This window comes from Pedobacter sp. W3I1, assembly GCF_030816015.1.
In the GTDB taxonomy this organism is placed as follows: Bacteria; Bacteroidota; Bacteroidia; order Sphingobacteriales; family Sphingobacteriaceae; genus Pedobacter.
In genome coordinates, this window is record NZ_JAUSXN010000001.1 from 735,164 (window position 1) to 758,911 (window position 23,748).

The window sequence follows — 23,748 nt, forward strand, 5'->3', positions numbered from 1 at the left end:
ATGAGAAATTAAATTAAACTATAGATTTGATAATGAAAACGATTAAAGAAATTTTGGAATTGAGGAAGAAAATATTGGAAACTTATCCAGAACTTTCGCCCATTGGAGTTGAACTTATTTTATCATCTGCAGTAGAGTATAATCCAGAGTTAAGTTTAGATAGTTTTTTCAAGTGGCTGAACGATTTAAACGAAAAGGTAACGTTTGAAATCGAATTTACTCCCTTATCAAAACTTAAGAATTGGAAAGTTGAAGAAAATGGTAATATTAAACATGAAAGTGGCAGGTTTTTTAGCATTGAAGGAATTCATGTTAAGGCAACTATAAATAACTTAACCAAGGAGTGGGACCAACCAATTATCAATCAACCAGAAGTTGGATTCTTAGGAATTTTATGCCAGGAGAGAAATGGAATACTCTGCTTTTTGATGCAGGGTAAAATTGAACCTGGAAATGTTAATAAAATTCAGCTCTCACCCACTTTGCAGGCCACAAAGAGTAACTTTACGCAAGTTCACGGAGGAAATGTTCCAAAATTCTTGGAATACTTTAAAGATGAAGTGTTTGGAAAAAAAATAATTGTTGATCAATTACAGTCTGAGCAGGGGGCAAGGTTTCTGAAAAAGAGAAATAGAAATATGATTATACAGATGGATCAGAGTATAGAGCTTGATGTTCCAGATAATTTTTGTTGGTTAACATTAAACCAGCTAAAAACATTGCTCAATTATCCAAATCTGATAAATATGGATACTAGAACTGTTTTATCATGCATTCAAATTATATAAGATATGGCAATTTACAATAGCGATTTTAAAAACCAACTCCTAGAATCTATCCTTACAAAAGATGGTGATTTAAACTCATTTGAATTAATAATTAGCTGGTTTACTAATTTGAAGATGTACGCTTCATTGGAAATTAAAGAATGCAGTATTAACCAGACACAAAACTGGAGTATTGATGATTTATCAGTATCACATGATTCTGGCAAGTACTTTGAAGTTCTTGGTGTAAAATGCAAAGTCGGAAATAGAGAAATGTCTGAATGGTATCAACCTATCATTAGACAGAGAGAAGAGGGGATAATAGGTTTTATCATAAAAAAGATAAATGGGATATATCATTTACTGATCCAAGCAAAATTAGAAGCTGGAAACTTTGATGTTTTAGAAATGGCACCAACTGTTCAATGCATCACAGGGAGTTATAATAATCCAGAATATAATGTTGTATATCTTGATTACTTTTTAGACAAGAAGGGGATTGTTCACTACGATACACTCCAGTCTGAAGAAGGTGGGAGATTTTATCAAGAACAGAATCAGAACATTGTGATTGAAATTGGAGAAGATGAATTGAATGAAATTCATCCAAATTATATATGGATGACAGTGAAGCAGGCTAAGGCCTTTATAAAATTTAATAATTATTTTAATATTGAAGCCAGAAGTTTATTGGCTTGTATTACCCCTGTTTAATGAAAAAGCCCTTAAATATAGCGATTATAGGATGTTCGGCAATAGCAGATAAAACTGTTTTGCCAACAATTATTGAAAACCCGCTGTTTAATTTGGTAATGGTAGGCTCCAGATCTGTTGAAAAAGGTAAACAGTTTGCTGCAAAGTATAAATGCGATTTTGGATCTTATGATGATGTTCTTAATTCCTCAAGAGTTGATGCAGTTTATGTTTCTGTACCAACGGGACTCCATTATGAATGGGGCATGCGGGTTTTGCAAGCGAAAAAACATTTATTGCTTGAAAAGCCTTTTACATCGACTTTAGAGCAATCTCAATCCCTTATAAATATTGCAGCCCAATTTAATTTAATTGCTATGGAAGGTTTAGCGTACGTATATCATCCATATTTTGAGAAATTGAAAGAATTGATTAATAAAAAAATTATCGGAGACATAAGGCTATTCGAGAGTTCATTTGGCTTTCCCAGCTTACCATTAACTGATATAAGAAATCAAAATGAAATTGGAGGTGGCGCGATTTTAGATAATTTAATTTATCCGCTAAGCGCGAGCTTGGAGATTTTCGGCAAAAAATATACTAATAAGTCGTATTACTTTCAAAATAATGAAGAATTGCAGATCGATGAGAGAGGATTTTTAAGGCTAGATTGGGCAAACTATTCAGCAAATTTAACATACGGATTTGGTTTTTCGTACAAAAATCGGATAGAAATATGGGGCAGCGAAGGCACGATCATTGTCGATAGGGCATATACTAAACCAGCAAATATGACAGCAGAAATTGTTATTAAAACAGATAAGGGCACGGAAATTGTTGAAATTCGAGCAGTAAATCAATTTCATCTTATGCTAGATGGTTTTTATCATAAAATTTCTGGTGAAGATCGAAGTTTTAAGAATGAAAAGGATGATATCCTTATGAGAATGGAAATTATTTCTGAAATGTATAAGGCTTCCCAAAATTTAAATCATGAGTAAAATTTCAATTTTAGGAGCCAATGGATACATTGGACAGCACTTAGCTTACAATTTATTAGAAAATCATGAGCATGATATAGCCCTGTTTGACGTTCAAGCTACGGGTAAAATTAAAAATGAACTCTATGAGCAACTTGACTTGAGTAGCGACATTAGCAATAATGCTACAAAAAAATTATGCGACTCAGATTACATTTATTTTTTTTCTGGCTTAACGGGGACGTATAAAAGCATAGAGGAATATCAAAATTTTATTAACATAAATGAACTTGGATTATTAAAGGTCTTAGATTTAATAAAGGATCAGATAACAAAGCCAAAAATTATATTTCCTTCAACACGCTTGATTTATAAAGGCAAAAAAGGTGTCTTATTAAAAGAAGATGATGAAAAGGAATTTAAAACAATTTATTCTATAAACAAATTTGCTTGCGAGAGCTATTTGGAAATTTATAGAAATTTATTTGGCTTAGATTATACAATATTTAGAATATGTGTGCCATATGGTAATATGATCGGTACAGAATTGTCATATGGTACATTAGGCCATTTTGTAAGTAAAGCCCAAAATGGGCAACCTATCAGTCTGTATGGTGACGGGAATTTATGCAGAACTTTTACACATGTAGAAGATCTTACCAATATTTTAATTATTGGAGGGATGGTTAGTGACACAAATAATAAAGTATACAACATTGGAGGAAAGGACCATCTTTCATTATTGGATGTAGCAACGCCTATCGCAGATTTTTTTAATGTTACAGTTAATTTTATTCCGTTTCCAGAGATAGATATGTTAATTGAGTCGGGAGATACCATGTTTGATGATTCTGCATTAATGGCAACTATTAAGTATAACTATATTTCATTCATTTAACGATTGGATGGGGACCCTAAAATAGGGTATATTGAGGGATATGAATTAAAAGTTAACGCTATAATTGGGTAATCAGATTTCCATCTAATAATTACAGTAGCGTTTATAGATCTAAAGAGGCTTGCTGCAAACATTTAACAAAACACTAGTGCCAACATATAAACGAAACTTAAAATTAATAAATTTTTAATGAAACAACACTTGGCAAGCGCTAATCAGTATACTGTTCCAGTAATTAGAAAGACAAGTTCAGTCGAGGATTTTTTAATAAAGGGTTTTTTAATTTTTTTACCTTTTTCCCAGGCATTGACAATAAATATTATGTTTCCTTTAAAGTTATCTGAGATTTGTTTGTTATGTTTAATTTCTTTAAAGTTAGCATCTGGAAAAACAGAAATGTGGAAGGTTGGAAAACCAAGCCTAACAATTATAATGTTTTGCATTTGTATTTTAATATCATTAATTATAAATACGCTCTATACTTACAACTACCCATTAACTACTAGTGCCGTTAGAATAAGTCCGACTGTTGACAGTGTGCTAAAATTTATATATGTTTTTTTGGTTGTTGCAGGGATGTTTATTACAACGGATATTTTAAAAAGAAAACCAGAATTAATTAAATTTTTGTTTGTAGGTGCAATTATTTCTGCATCATATTCATGGTACCTTTTTTTTAGTGGGATACTTCATCTACCAGTATTAAAATTACCAGGAATGGAGGAAGAATCACAGATGATAATGAATGTTATCCGCAGTGGAACATTTAAAGAAGGTAACTACATGGGTTTCTATTTATTGCTTATGGGAATCATTTCCTTTTTTTATGAGAGGAAAAAAATGGCTTATTTTTTTTGGGGAACAATATTAACCACATTTTCTACAGCTTCAATATTTTGCTTATTTTTATTTTTTGTTATATATACATATTATGTTTATAAAAAACATAAGCTAAAATTGATTGCCTCTATAACTGTAATTGCCATTTCTGTTACTCTATTAACTCAGTTTAGTGATGGTTTTAGAAGTTTGATCTATAATAAAATTTTCGCTAGTGAAGATTCTGTTGAGAATACTAATGATATATATTCAAGGCTTGATCGTTTAAATACTACAATTACAGGACTGAAAATGGCTACTTCTAATCCTTTCTTTGGTGTTGGACTTTCTAGTTATGGAATGCATTATAGTCACTTTAACAATTTACCTGATTTCGATTTAGGGGGCAAAAGAATTCCAAATAATATATATGTCGAAATTTTATCAGAAACTGGTATTTTTGTATTTATACTTTTTATATATTTTCTTTATCTTTTATATAAACGTGCTAAAAAAGTGTCAAATGTGCTAGCGGCTGGTATACTTGCTTCTTGTGTCTACTTTTTTGCTTTCCCTACTTTTACAATGCTTTTTATTTGGGTCTTTTTTAGTGTCATTCTATCGGCTCAAACATTAATAAAATCAAACTATGAATATGATCAATCGAAATTTATTAACGCTGAGAATGATTATAGACATGGAATTTAATATTACCACAGGAATTACTTTAACTATGATGATTAGATTAAACAGGCCTGACAATTAGGTTTATTGACGTAATTCTCATGTCATTTATAATGAATGAATGATCAATCAGTGTAATTTTAAAATGCAGAAAAATAAGAATTTTTATGAAGATAATCTTATCCCAAGGCCAAGGTAGAATACAATTGGGCCAGGCTGGAGCCCTTTTAAAAGAAAGTGGAATTAAGGTTAAGTATCTAACCGGGTGGTTACCAAAAAAAATAAACCCTATAATTGTTAACTTTCTGGGAAAGATTGTAGGAAGAGCGGATCTTTATAAAAGATTAATGGTTAGGCAACCTGTAGGCCTTGATGATGATGATATTATCTCATGTTCAAAGTCAGAATTTTACCTGTGGTTTTTAATTATTCTGGTTAGACTTAAGCTCTTAAAAGAGGATAATGCACTTACTTGGGGCTGGAAATTATTTAGGTAAAGAAACTAAAAAACACATTAAAAATGCTGATATTTTTCATGTTAGGAGTGGTGCAGGGCAAGGTGGGGCGATAGAAAAGGCTAAGAAAGAAAATATGATCACAATTGCGGATCATAGTATAGCCCACCCAGTATCGATGAAAGAATATTTAATCGAAGAATATAAGAGGTTTAATCAAAAATATGACCTAGATCCTAATTCAAAATTTTGGACGCTCGTTGAAAAAGATTGCTTAGACGCAGATTATGTCCTAGTAAATTCAGACTTTGTAAAAAGTACTTTTTTAGATAATGGCTATAGGGAAGATATTGTAAAGGTAATTTATTTTGGGGTGAGAGAGGATTTTGTTGGCTTAAAAACCGATTGGTCTTTTGTTAAAAAAGATGCAGTTCATCTTATCTTTATTGGGCATTTTTGTTTTAGAAAAGGGGCAAGAATATTAATTGAAGCAATTAAGGAACTTAACGAAAGGGGAGTTTCAGTAGTTCTTGATGTTTTGGGCATAGTAGATGATTTAAAAATACCAGATATTCCTTCTAATATTGTTTTCCATGGCATTTTTTTATATGATGAACTTAAAGATCATTTGAAGAATAGCGATTTATATGTTTTTCCAACCTTTGCCGAAGGTTCATCAAGGGCTGCCATGGAGGCAATGGCATCAGGTTTACCAGTAATAACAACAGAGAATTGTGGCGTGCCTATTGTACATGATGAAACTGGGGTAATTATTCCAATAAATAATTCAATGATACTTGCTGATGAAATTGAAAGGCTAATTAATGATAAAATGCTACGAGAAAAAATAGGTAGAAGTGCTTCGAAATTAATCGGTGAAAAATATACATGGGGAATTTATAAAAAAAATCTTGTTGATTTTTATGAATTGATTTTGGATAAAAAAAATGATAAAAAATAATACACCTCTGATTTCCGTTATAATCGCAACTTATAATGCAGGTAAAACTTTAGAAACTTGCTTAAAAAGTATAATCGGGCAAACTTATCGCAACTTTGAAATAATTGTCATTGATGCTGCATCTACAGATAATACAATAGATATCATAGAGAAGTATAATGAATATATTCATAAATGGATAAGTGAAAAGGATTCGGGTATTTATGAGGCATGGAATAAGGGTATAAATTTTTCAACCGGTGACTGGATAGGCTTCATAGGATCAGATGATTCATACTATCCAAATGCGTTGCAGGATTATGTAGATCATATTTTAACTTGTAAATCTGATTTGGAGTATGTGTCATCGAAAATGGATTTAGTGAATACAAATGATAAATATATAAAAACACTCGGTGAAAAATGGGATTGGAAAAAAAGTAGATTAATGAATACAATTGCACATCCTGGCTCTCTTCACAGTAGAGTTTTTTTCAATACTTATGGACTGTTTGATACAAGATATAAAATATGTAGCGATTATGAGATATTATTACGGCCTGGAAATGCATTTAAAACTTCATTCTTTAATAAAGTTACTGTAAGAATGGCCCAGGGAGGAGTAAGCTTTAATGAAAAAAAACTTTTTAAAGAGCATTATCAAATCGTTACTTCTACTGGAAAATTGAATTTAATAATTGCCAAATATTATTACTGTTTGCAAATAGCTAAAAGTAATTTGAAGAAAATTTTGAGAAAAATTGGCTACAATATCTAATAATAAGCAACAATAATATACTTGATACGAATTAAAATTGTTTAGCCTAGGCGCTACAGAAGGATGTTAAAAGATAACTCAAAACTCAACATTATAATTGTTAATGACTTTTCTAATATAAATGGAGGGGCTGCAAAAGTTGCTGTAGATAGCGCTGTTGGTTTAAGCTTGGCAGGATATAATGTAAATTATTTTTGTGCCGTTGGTAATGTAGACCAATCTTTGTTGGATAGTAATGTGTCCATCAGTCACCTTAATAATGAGGAGATATTGTATTCCAAAAATAAGATTAAAGCTCTTTTTAGAGGTATTTGGAATGTTAAGGCTTATCGCCAAATGAAAAAACTATTAAAGACTTTTAATCAGGAGAATACTATAGTGCATATTCATGGCTGGACCAAAGGTTTATCGATTAGCCCTATTGTTTGTTCACTGCTTCACTCCTACTCAACAGTAATTACACTACATGATTACTTTATTGCTTGCCCCAATGGTAGTTTTTATAACTTTCAAAGTAAAGGCATATGCAAAAAAGTACCACTTTCTTTAAGTTGTATAGCTTCAAACTGTGATTCGAGAAATTATGGCTTTAAATTATATCGGATAATCAGATCGTTTGTTCAGAAAGCAATGTTTGTAGCTTTAAAGAAAAAACTTAGTCTAATTTCTATCTCAAAATTATCGTATGAGGTATTAACTCCATACATTAAGGGTTTCAAGCATACATATTATGTAGAAAACCCCGTTGATAGTATACTTATCCCTAGGATTGAAGCAGAGCTAAATAAGAATTGTATTTTTATTGGCAGGCTTTCATCAGAAAAAGGAGTTGAATATTTCTGCGAAGCAATGCTTAAGTTGAATATAGATGATGCTATAATTATTGGTGAAGGAGATAATTTTAAAAATTTAATTCAAAAATACCCTAAGTTTAAGTTTGTAGGGTGGAAGAACAAATTGGAAATAAGAGATATCTTGAAAAGTGCTAGATTTCTGGTTTTTCCTTCAGTTTGGTACGAAACTTATGGTTTAGTAGTTCAAGAAGCCTCTTCTTTTGGTATTTCATCTATTGTTTCCGATTGCACCGCTGCATGCGAATTAATTAACGATGGAACAGATGGAATGATATTCCGTTCTGAAGATGTTAATGATTTGGCTGAAAAGATAAGTTGCATGTATAATAACGATGAGCTTTTATCATCTTTAAGTAAGGCAACTTATGAGAAATTTTGGAACAGGGATCATTCCCTCATGAATCATGCTAAAAATTTGGTAAGCGTTTATGGACAAATAGTTGGCAAAAATGAATTAGTATTACAAAATAAATGAAGAAAGTCGCAATTATATCAGGCATTACAGGGCAAGATGGTGCTTATTTGGCGCAACTTTTATCCAGGAATGATTATGTGGTCGTAGGTTTAACGAGAAGCAGTCATAATTTTAGTAAAAAGAATTTTGTTTACTTGGGCATCTCAGAAAACATTCTTATAGAAGAATGTGATTTGCTTGATTTTTCAAGTATTATTAAGATTTTACTCAAATATAAACCTGATGAATTTTATAATTTAGCTGCGCAAAGTTCAGTAGGAATATCCTTTGAGCAGCCTATCGGCACCTTAAATTATAACACGCAGTCAGTGTTAAATATTCTGGAGAGCGTAAGGTTGTTACAGCTAGATACTAAAATCTATCAAGCCTCAAGTAGTGAGATGTTTGGACAAGTAAATAATTTACCAGTGAATGAGAATACCCCTTTTCATCCATTAAGCCCATATGCTATATCTAAGGCTTCTGGATATTGGATTGGTGTGAACTATCGTGAGTCCTATAAAGTTTTTTGTGTGAATGGGATACTTTTTAACCATGAATCGTATTTAAGGAGCCCAAATTTCTTTGTTAAGAAGGTGATTAGAACTGGACTAGAAATTAGAAAAGGAATCAAAAATGAATTGCGTGTTGGGAATATTGATGTAAAAAGAGATTTTGGTTATGCGCCTGATTATGTAAGGGCCATGTGGCTTTCTTTACAGCAGGGTAAGGCAGATGATTATTTAATTTGCTCAGGTAATTCGGTTTATTTACGTGACATAATCAATTATACTTTAGATTATTTAAATATTCCGTTAAATAGGTTAGTAGAAGATCCCACATTGTTTAGACCAACAGATATGGCAGACATGTTTGGAGATAACCAAAAGGCTAAAGCAGTCTTGGGTTGGGAATATAACAGGTCTTTTTTCGATGTCTTGACATTATTGATTGAAGAAGAAGATAAAAATTTTAAATAGATGAAAATAGCAATCGTTCACGATGAACTAATGAGGAGAGGAGGTGCTGAGCAAGTCGTGTTGACTATGTTAAAAGCATTTCCCGATGCAGATGTTTATACGCTGGCATATAATCCTGAGGGTACTTATCCTGAATACCGGAACTACAATATTAAGACTTCAGCATTACAATTTTTATCAAAAAGTGTAAAATGGATGCAACGACTATATTTCCCATTTGCACTTTGGGCGATGAAAGCTGTCAAAGTTCACGGATATGATGTAGTTTTAATATCTAACACGCATAGTGCTAAATATGTAGACATTGATAAAAATGCTGTAGTATTCATATATACCTACACTCCATTTCGTTTGGCGTGGAACCCAACTTCTTACAGTCAGTATAATGATTCGAAAGGAATCCATAGATGGGTTTTTGACAAAGTAGTAAGCTATTTGCGAAAAGTTGATAAAAAGGCAGCACAAAAAGGTCACTTTTATCTGGGAATGACGAATGAAACATCACAAAGAATCAAAGACGCTTATGACATTCGTGATGTGAAGATTATACCACCTGATGTTAAAACCCGTAATTTTCATGTTGTGGAAAAACCACAAGATTATTATTTATTGGTATCAAGGCTTGAATTTTACAAGAAGGCGGATTTGGCTATTGAAGCATTTAACAGATTAGGCCTCGAGCTTATTGTAGTTGGTAATGGGACAAAAGCAGAAGAATTGAAACGGCTGGCGAAAAATAATATTGAATTTCGAAAGGGATTATCTAGCGAAGAATTAGCAATATTATATGCAAACTGCAAAGCATTGATTTTTCCTCAATATGAAGACTATGGAATTACCCCTTTAGAGGCAAATGCTTCGGGTAGGCCAGTTATTGCTTATGAAATTGGAGGGGTTCTCGAGACTATGATTCCTTATGATAATGACGCGTCTAGAGCAACAGCTGTCTTTTTCAAAGAACAGACTGTCAAATCTTTGATTGACGCTATTAGTTTGTTCGAGACCTTAGAATTTGATTCAAAATTTATACGTGCTCATGCAGAAAAATTTGATGAAAGTGTATTTATGAAAGAATTGCAAAAGTTTGTGTCTGAAAGTATAAATCTTAAATTAAAATAAAAATGAAGAATAATACCTATATACTTATTATGGCCGGGGGAGTAGGTTCCCGCTTTTGGCCAAAAAGTCGCAATCATTTCCCGAAGCAGTTTATTGATATTTTAGGAATGGGTAAATCTTTATTACAGCTTACCTATGAGCGATTTTTGAACATTTGCCCAAATGATCAAATATTTATATTAACAAATGAAAGTTATTCGGATTTAGTTGCCGAACAATTGCCAACTGTTTTAAAGGCTAATATTTTGTTAGAACCTAGCCGTAACAATACTGCACCCTGTATAGCTTATGCTATTTATAAAATTGGTCAGTTAAATCCCGATGCCAATATTGTGGTTGCACCTTCTGATCATTTAATCTTGAAAGAGGATATATTTTTAGACAAGATTAAACAAGCTTTGAATTTTAGTTCAAAAAACGATGCATTGCTAACACTAGGAATTACTCCTACCAGGCCAGACACTGGCTATGGCTACATTCAATACCAAGAAGCAAGTATCAAGAATCAGGAAGGATTAAATGAGATTAAAAAGGTAAATGCCTTCATGGAGAAGCCAGTTTTGGCTAAAGCCGAGGAATATTTAAAAAGCGGCGATTACGTTTGGAACGCAGGAATATTTATCTGGTCAGCAGGTTCTTTGAAGAAAGCATTTGAGAAATATGCTCCCGAAATAACTGCGCTGTTTGAAAGTGGCTTGCCTTTTTATAATACACCTGATGAAGCTAATTTTATTGCTGAAAAATACCCTTTAAGTCCTAATATCTCTATCGATTACGCCATTTTAGAAAAGGCTGATAATGTATACACTATTCCCGCTGATATTGGTTGGTCTGATTTGGGCACCTGGGCTTCTTTACATGCGGTTGGAGAAAAAGATATCGATAATAATATGGTTAATCTAACTAAGATTAATTTGAAAGACACGAACAATTGCATTATACACTTACCCAATGATAAAGCGGCGGTAATAAGAGGATTGGATAACTACATCGTTGTTGATGATGGTGAGGTACTTTTGATTTATCCAAAATCGGATGAGCAAGAAATTAAGCAGGTGGCTAAGGATATGGTTAGCGAACACGGAATAAAATATGCTTAGTATACTAAGCCAAATAAGATTAAGAAGTTTACATTTTTGTAAACTTTTTTTGTATCTACGTATTTGCACGACTAGTCGACTATTTATTAATATATAGATACTTCTCTTTATTGGAAGGATTTTTAAAGCTTATATTGTGTGATTATTAACGATTTTTACTTTGGTAATGATTTTTTAACTTTGAAATCAGATTTTGGGCATCAATTTTGTTCATTATGATTCACTTAAAACAAAAACAATAGATAAATGTTTAAGTTTTCCCTTTAAGCCTATGCAAACACGTTACTTATTTATACTCAAATATATTTTACCGATTACTGACCTGATTATGGTCAACATTGTGTACTTTTTTGCCTACGAATTTACCGCTTATATGGGTAAAGCGGTGAGTTCAGAATTGCAATGGCATTATATTGTAGTGTGTAACCTCATCTGGGTAGTAAGCACTACGAGTTTTGGTTTGTACAGTGAATATGGCTCAAGAAGGATAGAGCGGATATATCGTGGAACGTGGAAAAGTGTAGTACTACATGCAGTACTTTTTTCAATCTACTTGTTTTTCTCAAAACAAAATGATTTCTCTAGGTCTTTCCTAGTGATTTTTTATGGCATGTTGGCCATTTTGTTTTTGGTGAACCGCTTTATTGGTACCTCTTTTCAGTTTTTATTATTTAACCATTTGAGGGGGGTTAAATCTGTGGCCATCATGGGCAATAATGCTACGGGTTTACAGCTGGCCAGTTATTTTGAAAAACAGCGTTATATTGAGTTCCATGGTTTTATTAATGATGTGCCAGAAGATTATCTAGATCGTAACGGTCAGATTTCTGATGTAGTGGGAAGACAATTTAAAATGGCAGTTGATAAGGGGATAAAAGATATTTATGTTACAATTGCGCCTGATCGAATGGCTGACATGACTTTGTTGACAGAAGAGGCCGAGCGCCAATGTGTGCGGTTAAAGTTTATTCCAGATATTAGCGGGGCGCTGTTGTCGCCTTATACGGTGAGTTATTTGGGGAATGAATTTCCGGTAATCTCTTTACGTTCAGAGCCCTTAGAAAAAATTCATAATAGATTTAAGAAAAGAGTAATCGATGTGGTGTTTAGTGGACTAGTTATTCTTTTTGTACTGAGCTGGTTGTATCCGATCATTGCATTATTGATTAAAATACAGAGTAAAGGACCTGTTTTGTTTAAACAATTGAGAAGTGGGCGCGATGATGAACCTTTCTGGTGTTTTAAATTCAGGAGCATGCGCATGAATTCGGATAGTGATAAAAGACAGGCCAGCAAAAACGATGACCGGATTACGCCAATCGGGAAATTTTTGAGAAAATCGAGTTTAGACGAACTGCCACAATTTTTTAATGTATTTATGGGTCATATGAGTGTAGTGGGTCCACGTCCGCATATGTTAAGCCATACCGAACAGTACAAAGGTATTGTAGATCAGTTTATGGTTCGCCACTTTTTAAAACCAGGTATTACAGGTTGGGCACAGGTAAACGGTTATCGTGGTGAAACCAAAGAAGATTACAAAATGGTAAAACGTGTAGAGCACGATATATGGTATCTGGAGAATTGGAGTGCGATGCTGGATGTCAAGATTATTTTTATGACCGTGATTAATATGGTTAAAGGTGAAGAGAACGCCTTTTAGTATTTAAAGTTTTAAAGCCCGTAAGGGCTTTTCTCTTATAGAACTTTGGTAAAGGTGTTAAATTGATAATTAATAACGTTCTTTGCCGTTTGAATTAAAATTTATCAGATGAAGAAAATCTTATTCCTCCTTTTTTTAGTCGTTTCCATTTACGAAGTTAAAGCCCAGGCTGTTTATCAACCTTATTCGTTCCAGTTTTATCAGAAATTGAGTGGAGAGGTTTATAATCCCAATACACGGATCCATAGTGCTTTAAAGCCTTTTTTTATTGATGATAGTTTGCTGCGTGATAAAAGTAGCATGTTGTTAAGCATCGGAACAGACTCAACCAGAAAATCGTGGGTATCGAGAAAATTATTCCAGGAACATTTACTAGATATTCAAAGGGAAGATTATACTGTATATGCCGATTTTTTGCCTGACTTCCAGATCGGTCGTGATGTTTCTGGTAAAAAAACTACCTATTTGAATACCCGTGGTTATCAGGTCGGTGGTACAATAGGAAAGAAATTTTCTTTCTACACCAGCGGATTTGAGAATCAGGGGCGTTTTGCAGCTTATTATGATAATTATGTAAATCAGACTAAAGTTGTGCCAGGTCAATCTTATGATAGGAGCTTTGGTAAATTAACCAAAGATTGGTCGTATGTTACCGCAACAGTATCTTATACACCCATAAAATATTTGAACATTACCGCAGGTTATGATAAAACCTTTATTGGTGACGGTTATCGCTCTTTATTGTTATCTGACTTTTCATCTCCAACTCCCTTTTTGAAATTGACCGGTAATTTGGGGAATGTACAATATATGGTGATGTGGACATCTATGCAGGATCCAGGTGCGACCAAACTATCTTACGATGCGGGTAACCGTAAAAAAGGGGGGATTTTTCATTACCTCGATTGGAACGTCAACAATAAATTATCAATTGGATTTTTCGACTCTATTATTTGGGCACAGACAGATGATGCTGGGAATAGAAGAGGATTTGATTGGGGCTATGCAAATCCTGTCATCTTCTTAAGGCCAGTAGAAGCCTCAAGCGGTTCTCCAGACAATGCTTTGTTGGGATTTACTACAAAATACGAATTTGCAAAAGAATTGGTGGCTTACGGTCAGTTTTCATTAGATGAGTTTGAGGCTAAAAATTTCTTCTCAAGTTCTGGCAGTTCCAGAAATAAATACGGTTGGCAATTGGGATTGCGGGGAGCAGATGTATTTCATGTAGCAGGTTTGAATTATTTATTGGAATACAATACGGCCAAACCCTATACATTTTCTTCAAGAACCCGTATCGGCAATTACGCCAACTATAATGAGCCTCTAGCACATCCTTTTGGTGCTAACTTTAGAGAGCTTGTTGGTTTATTAAACTATTCTTACAAACGTTTTGATTTTAGCGGCGAACTGATGTATGCTAAGTATGGTTTGGATATCGCTGGGCAGAACTATGGTAAGAATATTTTCGAGCCATATACTGACGCGGTACAGCCTATTGGGAATTACACCACTCAAGGGATTCGCACAGACCTTTTTTATGCGGAAGGAAAAGTAGCCTATGTAGTTAACCCGAAATACAACCTACGCTTAGAACTAGGTGGTGTGGTTAGGAGAGAAAGTAACAATTTAGGTAAAAATACTACCGGGTTAATTACCTTTGGTTTACGCAGTTCGTTTAGAAATTTATATTCTGATTTTTAGGAGATGTGATGATATAATCAAGCCTCAGTTATTTGTTAACTGATGCTTTTTTGTTAATTAACCTGAGTTCGATTAATATTTGAATATAGTTAGTGTTTTACAGCTGCTTCACCTCACGCGATCGTCATGCTGAATTTATTTCAGCATCTTTCCTGCTATTAAGACCCTGAAATGAATTCAGGGTGACGACACTAATACTTACCCCCCCTCAGAATGACAAGAAATATGAAAAGCTTTTACCCTGCCATACTATCTGTTGTTCTTTTTACGGCCACTTTTCTAACCGCCTCGATAATCGCATTTTTATCATAACCACATTCCGCCCAAAGCTCGGCCTGTTCGCCGTGTTCGATAAACTGATCTGGAATACCTAAACGGATTACATTTGCGCTATAGCCATGATCGGCCATAAACTCTAATACTGCAGAACCTACTCCTCCAGGTAATGAACCATCTTCTACCGTGATTACATGTTTATATTTAGCAAATACTTCATGTAGTAGCTGCTCATCCAATGGCTTCACAAAACGTAAATCGTAGTGTGCCGGATAAAAACCTTCGCTGTTTAATTCGGCTCGTGCCTCAACGGCAAAGTTACCTACATGACCAATGGTTAATAAGGCTACGTCTTCACCATCACAAATTTTGCGCCCTTTGCCAATTTCTAATGCTTTAAATGGTCGTTTCCAATCAGGCATTACGCCATTGCCACGTGGGTAACGGATTACAAATGGACCCACATTTTCTTGTTGAGCAGTAAACATCAGGTTACGCAATTCTTCTTCATTCATTGGAGAAGAAACTACCAAATTTGGAATGCAGCGCATGTAAGCAATATCGTAAGCGCCATGGTGTGTTGCACCATCGGCACCGGCCAAACCAGCTCTATCCAGACAGAAAACTACGTTCAATTTTTGAATGGCCACATCATGAATCACCTGATCGTATGCCCTTTGCATAAAACTCGAATAGATATTGCAAAAAGGAACTAATCCTTGCGTGGCCAGGCCAGCTGAGAAAGTCACGGCATGTTGCTCTGCGATACCCACATCGAATGCACGTTTTGGCATGGCTTTCATCATAATATTTAATGATGAGCCTGATGGCATTGCTGGGGTAATACCTACAATTTTATCATTGGCCTCTGCCAGCTCAACAATAGTATGCCCGAAAACATCCTGGTATTTTGGTGGTTGTGGTTTATCCGGAACGCTTTTTTTGATTTCGCCGGTAATCTTGTCAAACAAACCCGGGGCATGCCATTTGGTTTGGTCTTTCTCTGCCAGCGCAAAGCCTTTGCCTTTTACGGTAATGCAATGTAAAAGTTTAGGTCCAGGAATGGCAGATAAATCTTTTATGGTCTGCGCCAAACGTTTTACATCATGCCCGTCAACAGGACCGAAATATCTAAAGTTTAAGGCTTCGAATAAATTACTTTGTTTTAGTAAGGTTCCTTTAATACTTTTCTCTATTTTCTTAACGTATTTGTGTGCATTAGGGCCAAGTTTAGATAATCCTGCCAGCACATGAGAAATATCATCACGAAAACGGTTGTACGATTTTGAAATGGTGATGCTGGTTAGATATTCTTTCAATGCCCCCACATTCGGATCGATAGACATGCAATTATCATTTAAGATTACGAGCACATTGCTATTTTCGATCCCTGCGTGATTTAAGCCTTCAAATGCTAATCCTGCAGTCATGGCACCATCACCAATAACGGCAACGTGTTGCCGACCGGTTTCGCCTTTTAATTGCGAGGCTACTGCCATCCCCAAAGCAGCCGAAATGGAAGTAGAAGAGTGACCTACACCAAAAGTATCATATTCGCTTTCAGAAATCTTCGGGAATCCGCTAATGCCACCGTATACACGGTTGGTATGGAATAAATCTCTACGGCCGGTTAATATTTTATGCCCGTATGCCTGATGGCCTACATCCCAAACCAATTTATCGTAAGGGGTATTTAATGCGTAATGTAAGGCAACTGTTAATTCAACAACGCCTAAACTGGCACCAAAATGGCCGCCATTTACACTGACAACATCAATAATGTACTGTCGTAATTCCTGGCTTATTTGTTCTAAGTCAGATTCGCTATATTGCTTTAAATCAGCGGGATAGTTGATTTTAGATAATAGGGGGCCAGCTTTTACTTGCATTCGAAATTTATGGTAAAAAACAAGATACAAAGTAAGGCAAATTTGTTTTAATATAGAAGAGAAAAATGGTGCTTTATTCTTGATGGTTAAGCGGTTGGCGTTGAGGGCTTAGCGGATGGAGGTTGGGGGTAGGGTTTAGTGGTTAGGATTGTCCAGGACTAAAAATTTTCGTTATGTTTGTCTCTTCACATGCAGGCAGAGAATTTTGAAATAAAACTTCCGGTATTCGAAGGCCCCTTCGATTTGTTGCTGTTCTTTATCGAACGCGATGAACTTAATATCCAGGATGTGGAGATCTCGAAAATCACCAACGACTTTTTGGCCTATATTCATCAGCTCCTTGCTTTAAATGTAGAAGTGGCCAGCGAATTTATTTTAGTGGCCGCAACTTTGATGCGCATTAAATCGAAAATGCTTTTACCAAGGATTGAGGTTGATGAAACCGGAAATGAAATCAACTCGGAACAAGACCTGATTGCCAGATTGATTGCCTACAAACAATTCAAATCTGCTGCCGAAGAAATGAAAGTTTTTGAAGAGGAACGTTTGAAGCAAGACCATAGGGGTAACATAACATACGATCTCACTTTGGCAGCAGCATCCTCTACGCATCAAGATGAGCTTTTATCGCTTGATCTGTATAAACTTTTAACCGTTTACCACCGGACGATGCAGAAGTATGAGCTGCGCAGTGAAGAGGTTAAACATACTGTGGTTCAATATCCATATACCATTGAACAACAAAAACACTTTATTGCTAATTTGCTCGATATTAATAAACAGATTGATTTTGCTTTAGTGCTTAAAAATTCGGAGAATAAAGTGCATTTCGTTTATAATTTCCTGGCTATTTTAGAAATGTTGCAGCAACAAATCGTAGAGATAAGCATTGGGAGCGGCTTTAACAACTTTAATGTGAAAGCATTATCTTAATACAGCCTAAATTAAATTTGAAATTCTTACTTTTGCCAAAAAAATACAAACCTCATATAATGATGACACGCGACAACCAAATTTTTGAACTTATTGATAAGGAGTTAAACCGACAAGAGCATGGTTTAGAGCTTATTGCATCAGAAAACTTTGTAAGCAAGCAGGTAATGGAAGCTGCCGGATCGGTACTGACCAATAAATATGCTGAAGGCTTACCGGGAAAACGTTACTATGGCGGTTGCCAGGTAGTGGATGTAATAGAGCAAATTGCTATCGATAGGGCAAAAGAATTGTTTGGTGCAGCGTGGGTAAACGTTCAGCCACACTCTGGTGCACAAGCTAACGCAGCGGTAATGCTTGCTGTTTTGCAACCAGGCGATAAGATATTAGGATTCGATCTTTCTCATGGAGGTCACCTAACTCATGGTTCGCCTGTAAATTTTTCAGGTAAATTATACCAGCCTTTATTTTATGGTGTTGAAAGAGAAACTGGCCTGATCGATTATAAAAAATTAGAAGAAGTTGCCTTAACTGAAAAACCTAAATTAATTATCTGTGGTGCATCTGCTTATTCGCGCGAGTGGGATTATGCATTTATCCGTGCGGTAGCTGATAAAATTGGTGCTTTGGTTTTAGCTGATATTTCTCACCCGGCAGGTTTAATTGCAAAAGGATTGTTGGCCAACCCACTTCCACATTGCCATATTGTAACTACGACTACCCACAAAACTTTACGTGGCCCACGTGGGGGTATGATTATGATGGGACAGGATTTTGAGAACCCATGGGGATTAAAAACACCAAAAGGCGAAACCCGATTGATGAGCAATTTACTTGATATGGCAGTTTTCCCAGGTACGCAAGGTGGCCCCTTAGAGCATATTATTGCGGCTAAAGCAATTGCTTTTGGCGAAGCTTTAAGTGAGGAGTATGGAACTTATATTAAACAAGTTGCGGCTAACGCACAGGCCATGGCTAAAGCATTTGTGGCTAAAGGGTATGGTATTATTTCTGGCGGTACGGATAATCACTTGATGCTGATTGACCTTCGAAATAAAAATATCACTGGTAAAGTAGCTGAAAATGCTTTAGAGAAAGCCGAAATTACAGTGAACAAAAATATGGTTCCCTTCGATGATAAATCGCCATTTGTAACTTCAGGTATCCGTGTAGGTACTGCTGCAATTACGACACGTGGTTTAAAAGAGACTGAAATGGAAAAGATTGTAGAGTTAATTGATCGGGTTTTAACGAATCCTGAAGATGAAGCTAACTTAAATAGTGTAAAAGCTGAAGTGATTAAGTTGGTAAGTGCTTTCCCACTTTATAAATAAAATTATACACCAACCTTGCTTAGGTTGCTATAGCACGAGCAGTTACATTAATTTGTAGCTGCTTTTTTTGTAAAGTAAGTTTTTCGCCTTAATGCCGTAAAACAAACGTTTGTTTTATATATTTGATCAATAAAATGATGTAACTTATGTGTGGAATAGTAGGCTATATTGGCTACAGAGAAGCCTGGCCAATTGTACTAAAAGGTCTTAAAAGATTAGAGTACCGGGGGTATGATAGTGCTGGTATAGCACTGATGAATAATAGTGGTCAGCATATTTATAAAAAAGCCGGCAAGGTAGCGGTTTTAGAAGAATATGCCGAAGCTAAAGATAAGTCGGGTACAATTGGAATGGGCCACACGCGATGGGCAACACATGGTGTACCTTCTGATCGCAACTCTCACCCACATACTTCTAATAACGAAAAGCTTTCTATTATCCATAATGGGATTATAGAAAACTACGCCACCTTAAAGGAAGAACTAACCAGCCGTGGGCACGAATTTAAAAGTGACACGGATACAGAGGTCTTGATACACCTGATTGAAGAAATCCAGGAAATTGAACAGATTGATCTTTTAGAAGCTGTTCGTTTGGCTTTACAGGAAGTGAACGGTGCCTATGCCATCGTGATTATGGATAGGGAACACCCGGATCGTTTAATTGTTGCAAGGAAAGGTAGTCCCATGGTAATTGGTGTTGGCGCAGGTGAATATTTTATTGCCTCTGATGCGACACCCATTATAGAATATACCAAAAACGTAATTTATCTAAAGGATGGTGAAATCGCCCTGATTACCAAAGATGACCTTTTGGTTAAGCAATTGGATAACGTAGTGCAAACACCGTTAATTCAAGAGTTACAGTTAAAGCTTGAGATGCTGGAGAAGGGCGGCTTTGATCACTTTATGTTGAAGGAGATTTATGAGCAGCCACGCTCAATTAAGGATTGTATGCGTGGACGTATTTATCCTGAAGAAGGAAAAGTTCAGCTTGGCGGGATCAAAGAATTTGCTGAGAAATTAAAAAATATAGACCGGATTATTATTGTAGCCTGCGGAACCTCGTGGCACGCAGGTTTGGTTGGCGAATACCTTATCGAAGAGTATGCCCGTATTCCTGTTGAGGTGGAGTATGCTTCAGAGTTCAGGTACAGAAACCCGATCATTACTGAAAAAGATGTGGTCATTGCCATTTCACAATCTGGAGAAACGGCCGATACCATGGCTGCCATTGAGATGGCTAAAGAACGTGGAGCAACTATTTTTGGAATTTGCAATGTTGCCGGGGCATCCATCCCACGTTTAACCCATGCCGGCGTTTATACGCACGCCGGACCAGAAATTGGTGTCGCGTCTACAAAAGCATTTACTGCACAGGTAACGGTTTTAACCTTGATGGCCTTTTACATGGCGCAGCAAAAAGGAACCATTACCACTTCAAAATTGATTGAGCTTTTAACGGAATTGGATCATATCCCTGAAAAGATCCAGATAGCGCTGGAGTCGAACGACCTGATTAAAGAGGTAGCAGAAAAGATTAAAGATTCTACTAACTGCTTGTTTTTAGGTAGAGGTAGTGGTTTTCCAGTGGCTTTAGAAGGCGCCTTAAAACTGAAGGAAATTTCTTATATCCATGCAGAAGGTTATCCTGCGGCAGAAATGAAACACGGGCCTATCGCTTTAATTGATGAAGAAATGCCGGTAGTTTTTATTGCTACACAAAACTCATCGTACGAAAAAGTGATCAGTAATATACAGGAGGTAAAAGCCAGAAAAGGAAAAGTAATTGCGATTGTAACCCAAGGCGATACCGAAGTGAGGAAAATGGCAGATTACTGTATCGAAATTCCTGATGCAAACGAGGCTTTCCTACCTTTATTAGCAACTATTCCACTCCAGTTATTATCATACCATATTGCGGTGATGAGGGGCTGTAATGTAGACCAGCCCAGAAACCTGGCTAAATCGGTAACTGTAGAATAATTTTACAACAAAACAAATAGATAAAGCAGCTGCATTCATTTGTAGCTGCTTTTTTTTGCGCTATTTAAATACCGGCTTTGTTAAATAAGCCCGATTGTACGGATGCCGTTTTGATCCACATATTTTTAATTATCGATAAATTAAAACGGCAGGAGGAAAAGCGGGGCTGCAGGCTGCCATAGGCACCAACAGTTCACTTTCAAAAAAGAATGAAAGTGTTATTGATCTTCAAAAAAAAGCCTAAAAATGGAGTGGCAATCTTAAAATCTTGGTAAAAAGTAAAGGGCCGATATTCTTTGAAGAAATATCGACCCTTACCATCTAAATTAACGCTCTCGAATATATAAACGGAAATTCTCGCCGTTTTGTTTTGAGAAAATAAAAAAAATATGTTATTTCTCGTAACTGCCTAAGGTTGAGGGGTAAATTCTTGCATCTCCTTTAGCATCTTTATGGAGATAATTAAAGAAATACGGGTCAGTGCTTAAGTCAGCTCCTTTTTTCCTGGCTAGGCTATTGGGCGATACTTCAAAATTTTCCAGTTCCCGATTAATAAAAAGAGGATCGGTATTTAAAATATTGCCATTGTTGTTGTAGGTGCTGTTGTTAGATCGGATTAAATTGCTCCATAAATTCAATTGTACGATGGCTGAGGTTTTCTTTTGGATATCCAATTCATTTGTTAAACTGCCCCAGATGATATTATTGGTTAAATCTATCTGAAGTTTATTGTAAGCATTTGCAGATAAATAATCTGAAAAGCTGAGTGAAGCCGTTTTACGTGGAAAATTTAAGTTATAACCTGCAAAGGTATTCTGTTTCAGGTTATAATTCCCTCCCCCTACTGCATATATTAAGTAATTTCCACAGTTATACATCACATTGTTAAATGCAAACAGTTCTGAGTGGTAGCCAATATAAGCCGCTACCTGCATGTTTTTAATCAGGCTATTACTTAAAATTAATTTGGGACTGTTAATGGATAAAGAATCGGAGGTAATGCCAACCGATGCATTTTTGATGATCGCATTTTTAATCAGTCCATATCCGGTGCGTTTTAAGAAAATTCCTTTCCATTGTCCAGGCTCGTCACTATATATTTTTTCGAGCCGATCACTACAAAATAGTACAGGTTCCATAAAGCTGCCATTAACCATGAGGTTTCCTTCTATGTTTAAACTGGCATCCTTGTGAAAATAAATTTTAGTCCCGGGCTGGATGGTTAATGAAGCTCCACTCCTTACGGTTAATGATCCATTAATAATATAAGGTAAAGTTTTTGTCCAAAGGGTATTGGCGTTAATTGTTGATGTATTAACAAACACTGCATTCTGCCCGTAAGCTAAAAGCTGAATCACCTGTTTATTTCCATTTGTATTTAATATAATAGAATCTTGAACCAGAAAGGGCAGGTTGGTTGAATTTGGGTTGATCGAAACTTTGACAAAGAGGTTTATAGAATCCTGGCCGTTTATGATGAGATCATTTTTGTGCTGCGTTTGCTCCCCGTTAATGTTAATGCTAAAAGCCGAAGTGTTGCCGCCTGATAATCTGATTTCGGAAACTTTAACCGCATCATTATTTTTGTTGGCAATCTTTATTCTTTTGGTTGTTGAGCCTACCGAAGTAAAAATGGTATCAAATAATATCTCTTTATTGGGAATGTTCAGTTTAGCATTTGGGTCTGTGGTAATGCGTTCCCCCTTCCGGCAAGCTGAAGCCACGAATAAGATTAAAAGTACCAAACCAATATTTAAACGCATAAATCAAACTTAGAAAAATGTTTGGCTACTTACAATAGCAATAAACCTTATAATCGTAATTATTCTGCAAAGGCGAGCGCTGCAATGCTCACTTTTGCCGCCCCAATAGCTAAGAGTGTATTGGCACAGGCTTCAAGCGTTGCGCCGGTGGTAATTACATCGTCAACCAGTAAAATATGTTTGCCGATTATATCTTCAGGAGCATTTACGTGAAAAACATCTTTCATATTTTCGTAACGGTTATACCTGCTTTTTTTAGTTTGGCTCTCTGTAGAAGTTTTCCGGATGAGGTGATCTTCGCTAACATCAATTCCCATTTGCACTGCAATTCCTTCTGCAATAAAGGTACTTTGGTTATATCCCCTGATCTTATATTTTTTGCGATGTAAAGGAACCGGGATAACGATATTGATATCTTGGTAAAGAATTCCGGTTTTTAGCCGTTCTCCCAACATATTGCCTAACAGTACCCCAACATCGGTTTTGCCGTTATATTTTAAGTTGTGGATTAAGTTTTGAACCTTCGCTCCTTTTCTAAAATACAACATGGCCATTGCAGCATGAAGTGGTAAGCGACCCCATAATTGCTTTGCTACCCTATTATCTGCATATTGGTGATAGTCTGTAAAAGGAAGATCGTATAAGCATTTTAAACAAATCAACTGTTCATGACGAAACAG

20 protein-coding genes are annotated in these 23,748 nt (G+C 35.6%); 17 read left to right on the forward strand and 3 right to left on the reverse strand.

The features are described 5' to 3' along the window. The first annotated feature begins 32 nt into the window (after positions 1–32). From QF042_RS03195 to QF042_RS03260, 14 genes are all read left to right on the forward strand, one after another. The gene (locus QF042_RS03195; protein ID WP_307525300.1) at positions 33–788 is read left to right on the forward strand and encodes an NDP-hexose 2,3-dehydratase family protein; all 756 of its coding nucleotides are present in this window, start codon (positions 33–35) and stop codon (positions 786–788) included. A 3-nt stretch (positions 789–791) separates the two neighbouring features. Continuing rightward, entirely contained in the window at positions 792–1,481 is a 690-nt protein-coding gene (locus tag QF042_RS03200) for an NDP-hexose 2,3-dehydratase family protein (protein ID WP_307525302.1), read from the forward strand. Further along, positions 1,481–2,461, forward strand: a complete 981-nt coding sequence (locus QF042_RS03205) for a Gfo/Idh/MocA family protein (protein ID WP_307525305.1) — start codon at positions 1,481–1,483, stop codon at positions 2,459–2,461. Before QF042_RS03200 ends, QF042_RS03205 begins: the two co-directional genes overlap by 1 nt. Continuing rightward, positions 2,454–3,338, forward strand: a complete 885-nt coding sequence (locus QF042_RS03210; protein WP_307525307.1) for an NAD(P)-dependent oxidoreductase — start codon at positions 2,454–2,456, stop codon at positions 3,336–3,338. Before QF042_RS03205 ends, QF042_RS03210 begins: the two co-directional genes overlap by 8 nt. 189 nt (positions 3,339–3,527) lie before the next feature. Beyond that, a complete protein-coding gene (locus QF042_RS03215) occupies positions 3,528–4,865 on the forward strand; it encodes an O-antigen ligase (protein ID WP_307525309.1) in 1,338 nt (445 codons plus the stop codon). Between the two features lie 143 nt (positions 4,866–5,008). Next, on the forward strand, positions 5,009–5,338 hold the full coding sequence (locus QF042_RS03220) for a hypothetical protein (protein ID WP_307525311.1): 330 nt from the start codon (positions 5,009–5,011) through the stop codon (positions 5,336–5,338). Continuing rightward, positions 5,304–6,257: a glycosyltransferase family 4 protein gene (locus tag QF042_RS03225; protein ID WP_307525313.1), complete on the forward strand. Its 954-nt coding sequence runs from the start codon at positions 5,304–5,306 to the stop codon at positions 6,255–6,257. The genes QF042_RS03220 and QF042_RS03225 overlap by 35 nt, the downstream gene beginning before the upstream one ends. Next, positions 6,244–7,014, forward strand: coding sequence for a glycosyltransferase family 2 protein (locus QF042_RS03230; RefSeq protein ID WP_307525314.1), 771 nt, complete (start codon positions 6,244–6,246; stop codon positions 7,012–7,014). Before QF042_RS03225 ends, QF042_RS03230 begins: the two co-directional genes overlap by 14 nt. 63 nt (positions 7,015–7,077) lie before the next feature. After that, positions 7,078–8,343, forward strand: coding sequence for a glycosyltransferase family 4 protein (locus tag QF042_RS03235; protein WP_307525316.1), 1,266 nt, complete (start codon positions 7,078–7,080; stop codon positions 8,341–8,343). Next, a complete protein-coding gene (locus tag QF042_RS03240; protein WP_307525318.1) occupies positions 8,340–9,302 on the forward strand; it encodes a GDP-mannose 4,6-dehydratase in 963 nt (320 codons plus the stop codon). Before QF042_RS03235 ends, QF042_RS03240 begins: the two co-directional genes overlap by 4 nt. Beyond that, complete coding sequence (locus QF042_RS03245) at positions 9,303–10,421, forward strand: glycosyltransferase (protein ID WP_307525319.1); 1,119 nt, start codon at positions 9,303–9,305, stop codon at positions 10,419–10,421. A gap of 2 nt (positions 10,422–10,423) precedes the next feature. Further along, entirely contained in the window at positions 10,424–11,521 is a 1,098-nt protein-coding gene (locus QF042_RS03250) for a mannose-1-phosphate guanylyltransferase (protein WP_307525321.1), read from the forward strand. Positions 11,522–11,792: 271 nt separating this feature from the next. After that, positions 11,793–13,184 (forward strand): undecaprenyl-phosphate glucose phosphotransferase, encoded by a 1,392-nt coding sequence (locus QF042_RS03255; protein WP_307525322.1) that lies wholly within the window; start codon positions 11,793–11,795, stop codon positions 13,182–13,184. Between the two features lie 108 nt (positions 13,185–13,292). Beyond that, on the forward strand, positions 13,293–14,888 hold the full coding sequence (locus tag QF042_RS03260; RefSeq protein WP_307525324.1) for a gliding motility protein RemB: 1,596 nt from the start codon (positions 13,293–13,295) through the stop codon (positions 14,886–14,888). Between the two features lie 236 nt (positions 14,889–15,124). Here QF042_RS03260 and dxs read toward each other — a convergent pair whose 3' ends face one another. Next, positions 15,125–17,053 (reverse strand): 1-deoxy-D-xylulose-5-phosphate synthase, encoded by a 1,929-nt coding sequence (gene dxs, locus QF042_RS03265; protein WP_307525326.1) that lies wholly within the window; start codon positions 17,051–17,053, stop codon positions 15,125–15,127. Positions 17,054–17,242: 189 nt separating this feature from the next. Between dxs and QF042_RS03270 the strand changes: the two genes are divergently transcribed. The 3 genes from QF042_RS03270 (at position 17,243) to glmS (ending at position 21,305) form a co-directional block, all read left to right on the forward strand. Continuing rightward, positions 17,243–17,986 (forward strand): ScpA family protein, encoded by a 744-nt coding sequence (locus QF042_RS03270; RefSeq protein WP_307533244.1) that lies wholly within the window; start codon positions 17,243–17,245, stop codon positions 17,984–17,986. Positions 17,987–18,048: 62 nt separating this feature from the next. Next, positions 18,049–19,320 (forward strand): serine hydroxymethyltransferase, encoded by a 1,272-nt coding sequence (glyA, locus tag QF042_RS03275; protein WP_307533246.1) that lies wholly within the window; start codon positions 18,049–18,051, stop codon positions 19,318–19,320. Positions 19,321–19,466: 146 nt separating this feature from the next. Continuing rightward, positions 19,467–21,305: a glutamine--fructose-6-phosphate transaminase (isomerizing) gene (gene glmS, locus QF042_RS03280; RefSeq protein ID WP_307525328.1), complete on the forward strand. Its 1,839-nt coding sequence runs from the start codon at positions 19,467–19,469 to the stop codon at positions 21,303–21,305. Positions 21,306–21,697: 392 nt separating this feature from the next. Here the strand turns inward: glmS and QF042_RS03285 are convergent, their stop codons facing one another. Further along, positions 21,698–23,068, reverse strand: coding sequence for a hypothetical protein (locus QF042_RS03285; RefSeq protein WP_307525330.1), 1,371 nt, complete (start codon positions 23,066–23,068; stop codon positions 21,698–21,700). A gap of 59 nt (positions 23,069–23,127) precedes the next feature. Beyond that, positions 23,128–23,730 (reverse strand): ComF family protein, encoded by a 603-nt coding sequence (locus tag QF042_RS03290; protein WP_307525332.1) that lies wholly within the window; start codon positions 23,728–23,730, stop codon positions 23,128–23,130. Positions 23,731–23,748: the final 18 nt, after the last annotated feature.

Coding starts and splice junctions, on each gene's coding strand:
- QF042_RS03200 (WP_307525302.1), top strand. CDS start 792: ATGGCAATTTACAATAGCGATTTTAAAAACCAACTCCTAGAATCTATC.
- dxs (WP_307525326.1), bottom strand. CDS start 17,053: ATGCAAGTAAAAGCTGGCCCCCTATTATCTAAAATCAACTATCCCGCT.
- glyA (WP_307533246.1), top strand. CDS start 18,049: ATGACACGCGACAACCAAATTTTTGAACTTATTGATAAGGAGTTAAAC.
- QF042_RS03220 (WP_307525311.1), top strand. CDS start 5,009: ATGAAGATAATCTTATCCCAAGGCCAAGGTAGAATACAATTGGGCCAG.
- QF042_RS03235 (WP_307525316.1), top strand. CDS start 7,078: ATGTTAAAAGATAACTCAAAACTCAACATTATAATTGTTAATGACTTT.
- QF042_RS03260 (WP_307525324.1), top strand. CDS start 13,293: ATGAAGAAAATCTTATTCCTCCTTTTTTTAGTCGTTTCCATTTACGAA.
- QF042_RS03195 (WP_307525300.1), top strand. CDS start 33: ATGAAAACGATTAAAGAAATTTTGGAATTGAGGAAGAAAATATTGGAA.
- QF042_RS03250 (WP_307525321.1), top strand. CDS start 10,424: ATGAAGAATAATACCTATATACTTATTATGGCCGGGGGAGTAGGTTCC.
- QF042_RS03210 (WP_307525307.1), top strand. CDS start 2,454: ATGAGTAAAATTTCAATTTTAGGAGCCAATGGATACATTGGACAGCAC.
- QF042_RS03255 (WP_307525322.1), top strand. CDS start 11,793: ATGCAAACACGTTACTTATTTATACTCAAATATATTTTACCGATTACT.
- QF042_RS03215 (WP_307525309.1), top strand. CDS start 3,528: ATGAAACAACACTTGGCAAGCGCTAATCAGTATACTGTTCCAGTAATT.
- QF042_RS03270 (WP_307533244.1), top strand. CDS start 17,243: ATGCAGGCAGAGAATTTTGAAATAAAACTTCCGGTATTCGAAGGCCCC.
- QF042_RS03230 (WP_307525314.1), top strand. CDS start 6,244: ATGATAAAAAATAATACACCTCTGATTTCCGTTATAATCGCAACTTAT.
- QF042_RS03240 (WP_307525318.1), top strand. CDS start 8,340: ATGAAGAAAGTCGCAATTATATCAGGCATTACAGGGCAAGATGGTGCT.
- glmS (WP_307525328.1), top strand. CDS start 19,467: ATGTGTGGAATAGTAGGCTATATTGGCTACAGAGAAGCCTGGCCAATT.
- QF042_RS03225 (WP_307525313.1), top strand. CDS start 5,304: ATGCACTTACTTGGGGCTGGAAATTATTTAGGTAAAGAAACTAAAAAA.
- QF042_RS03245 (WP_307525319.1), top strand. CDS start 9,303: ATGAAAATAGCAATCGTTCACGATGAACTAATGAGGAGAGGAGGTGCT.
- QF042_RS03285 (WP_307525330.1), bottom strand. CDS start 23,068: ATGCGTTTAAATATTGGTTTGGTACTTTTAATCTTATTCGTGGCTTCA.
- QF042_RS03205 (WP_307525305.1), top strand. CDS start 1,481: ATGAAAAAGCCCTTAAATATAGCGATTATAGGATGTTCGGCAATAGCA.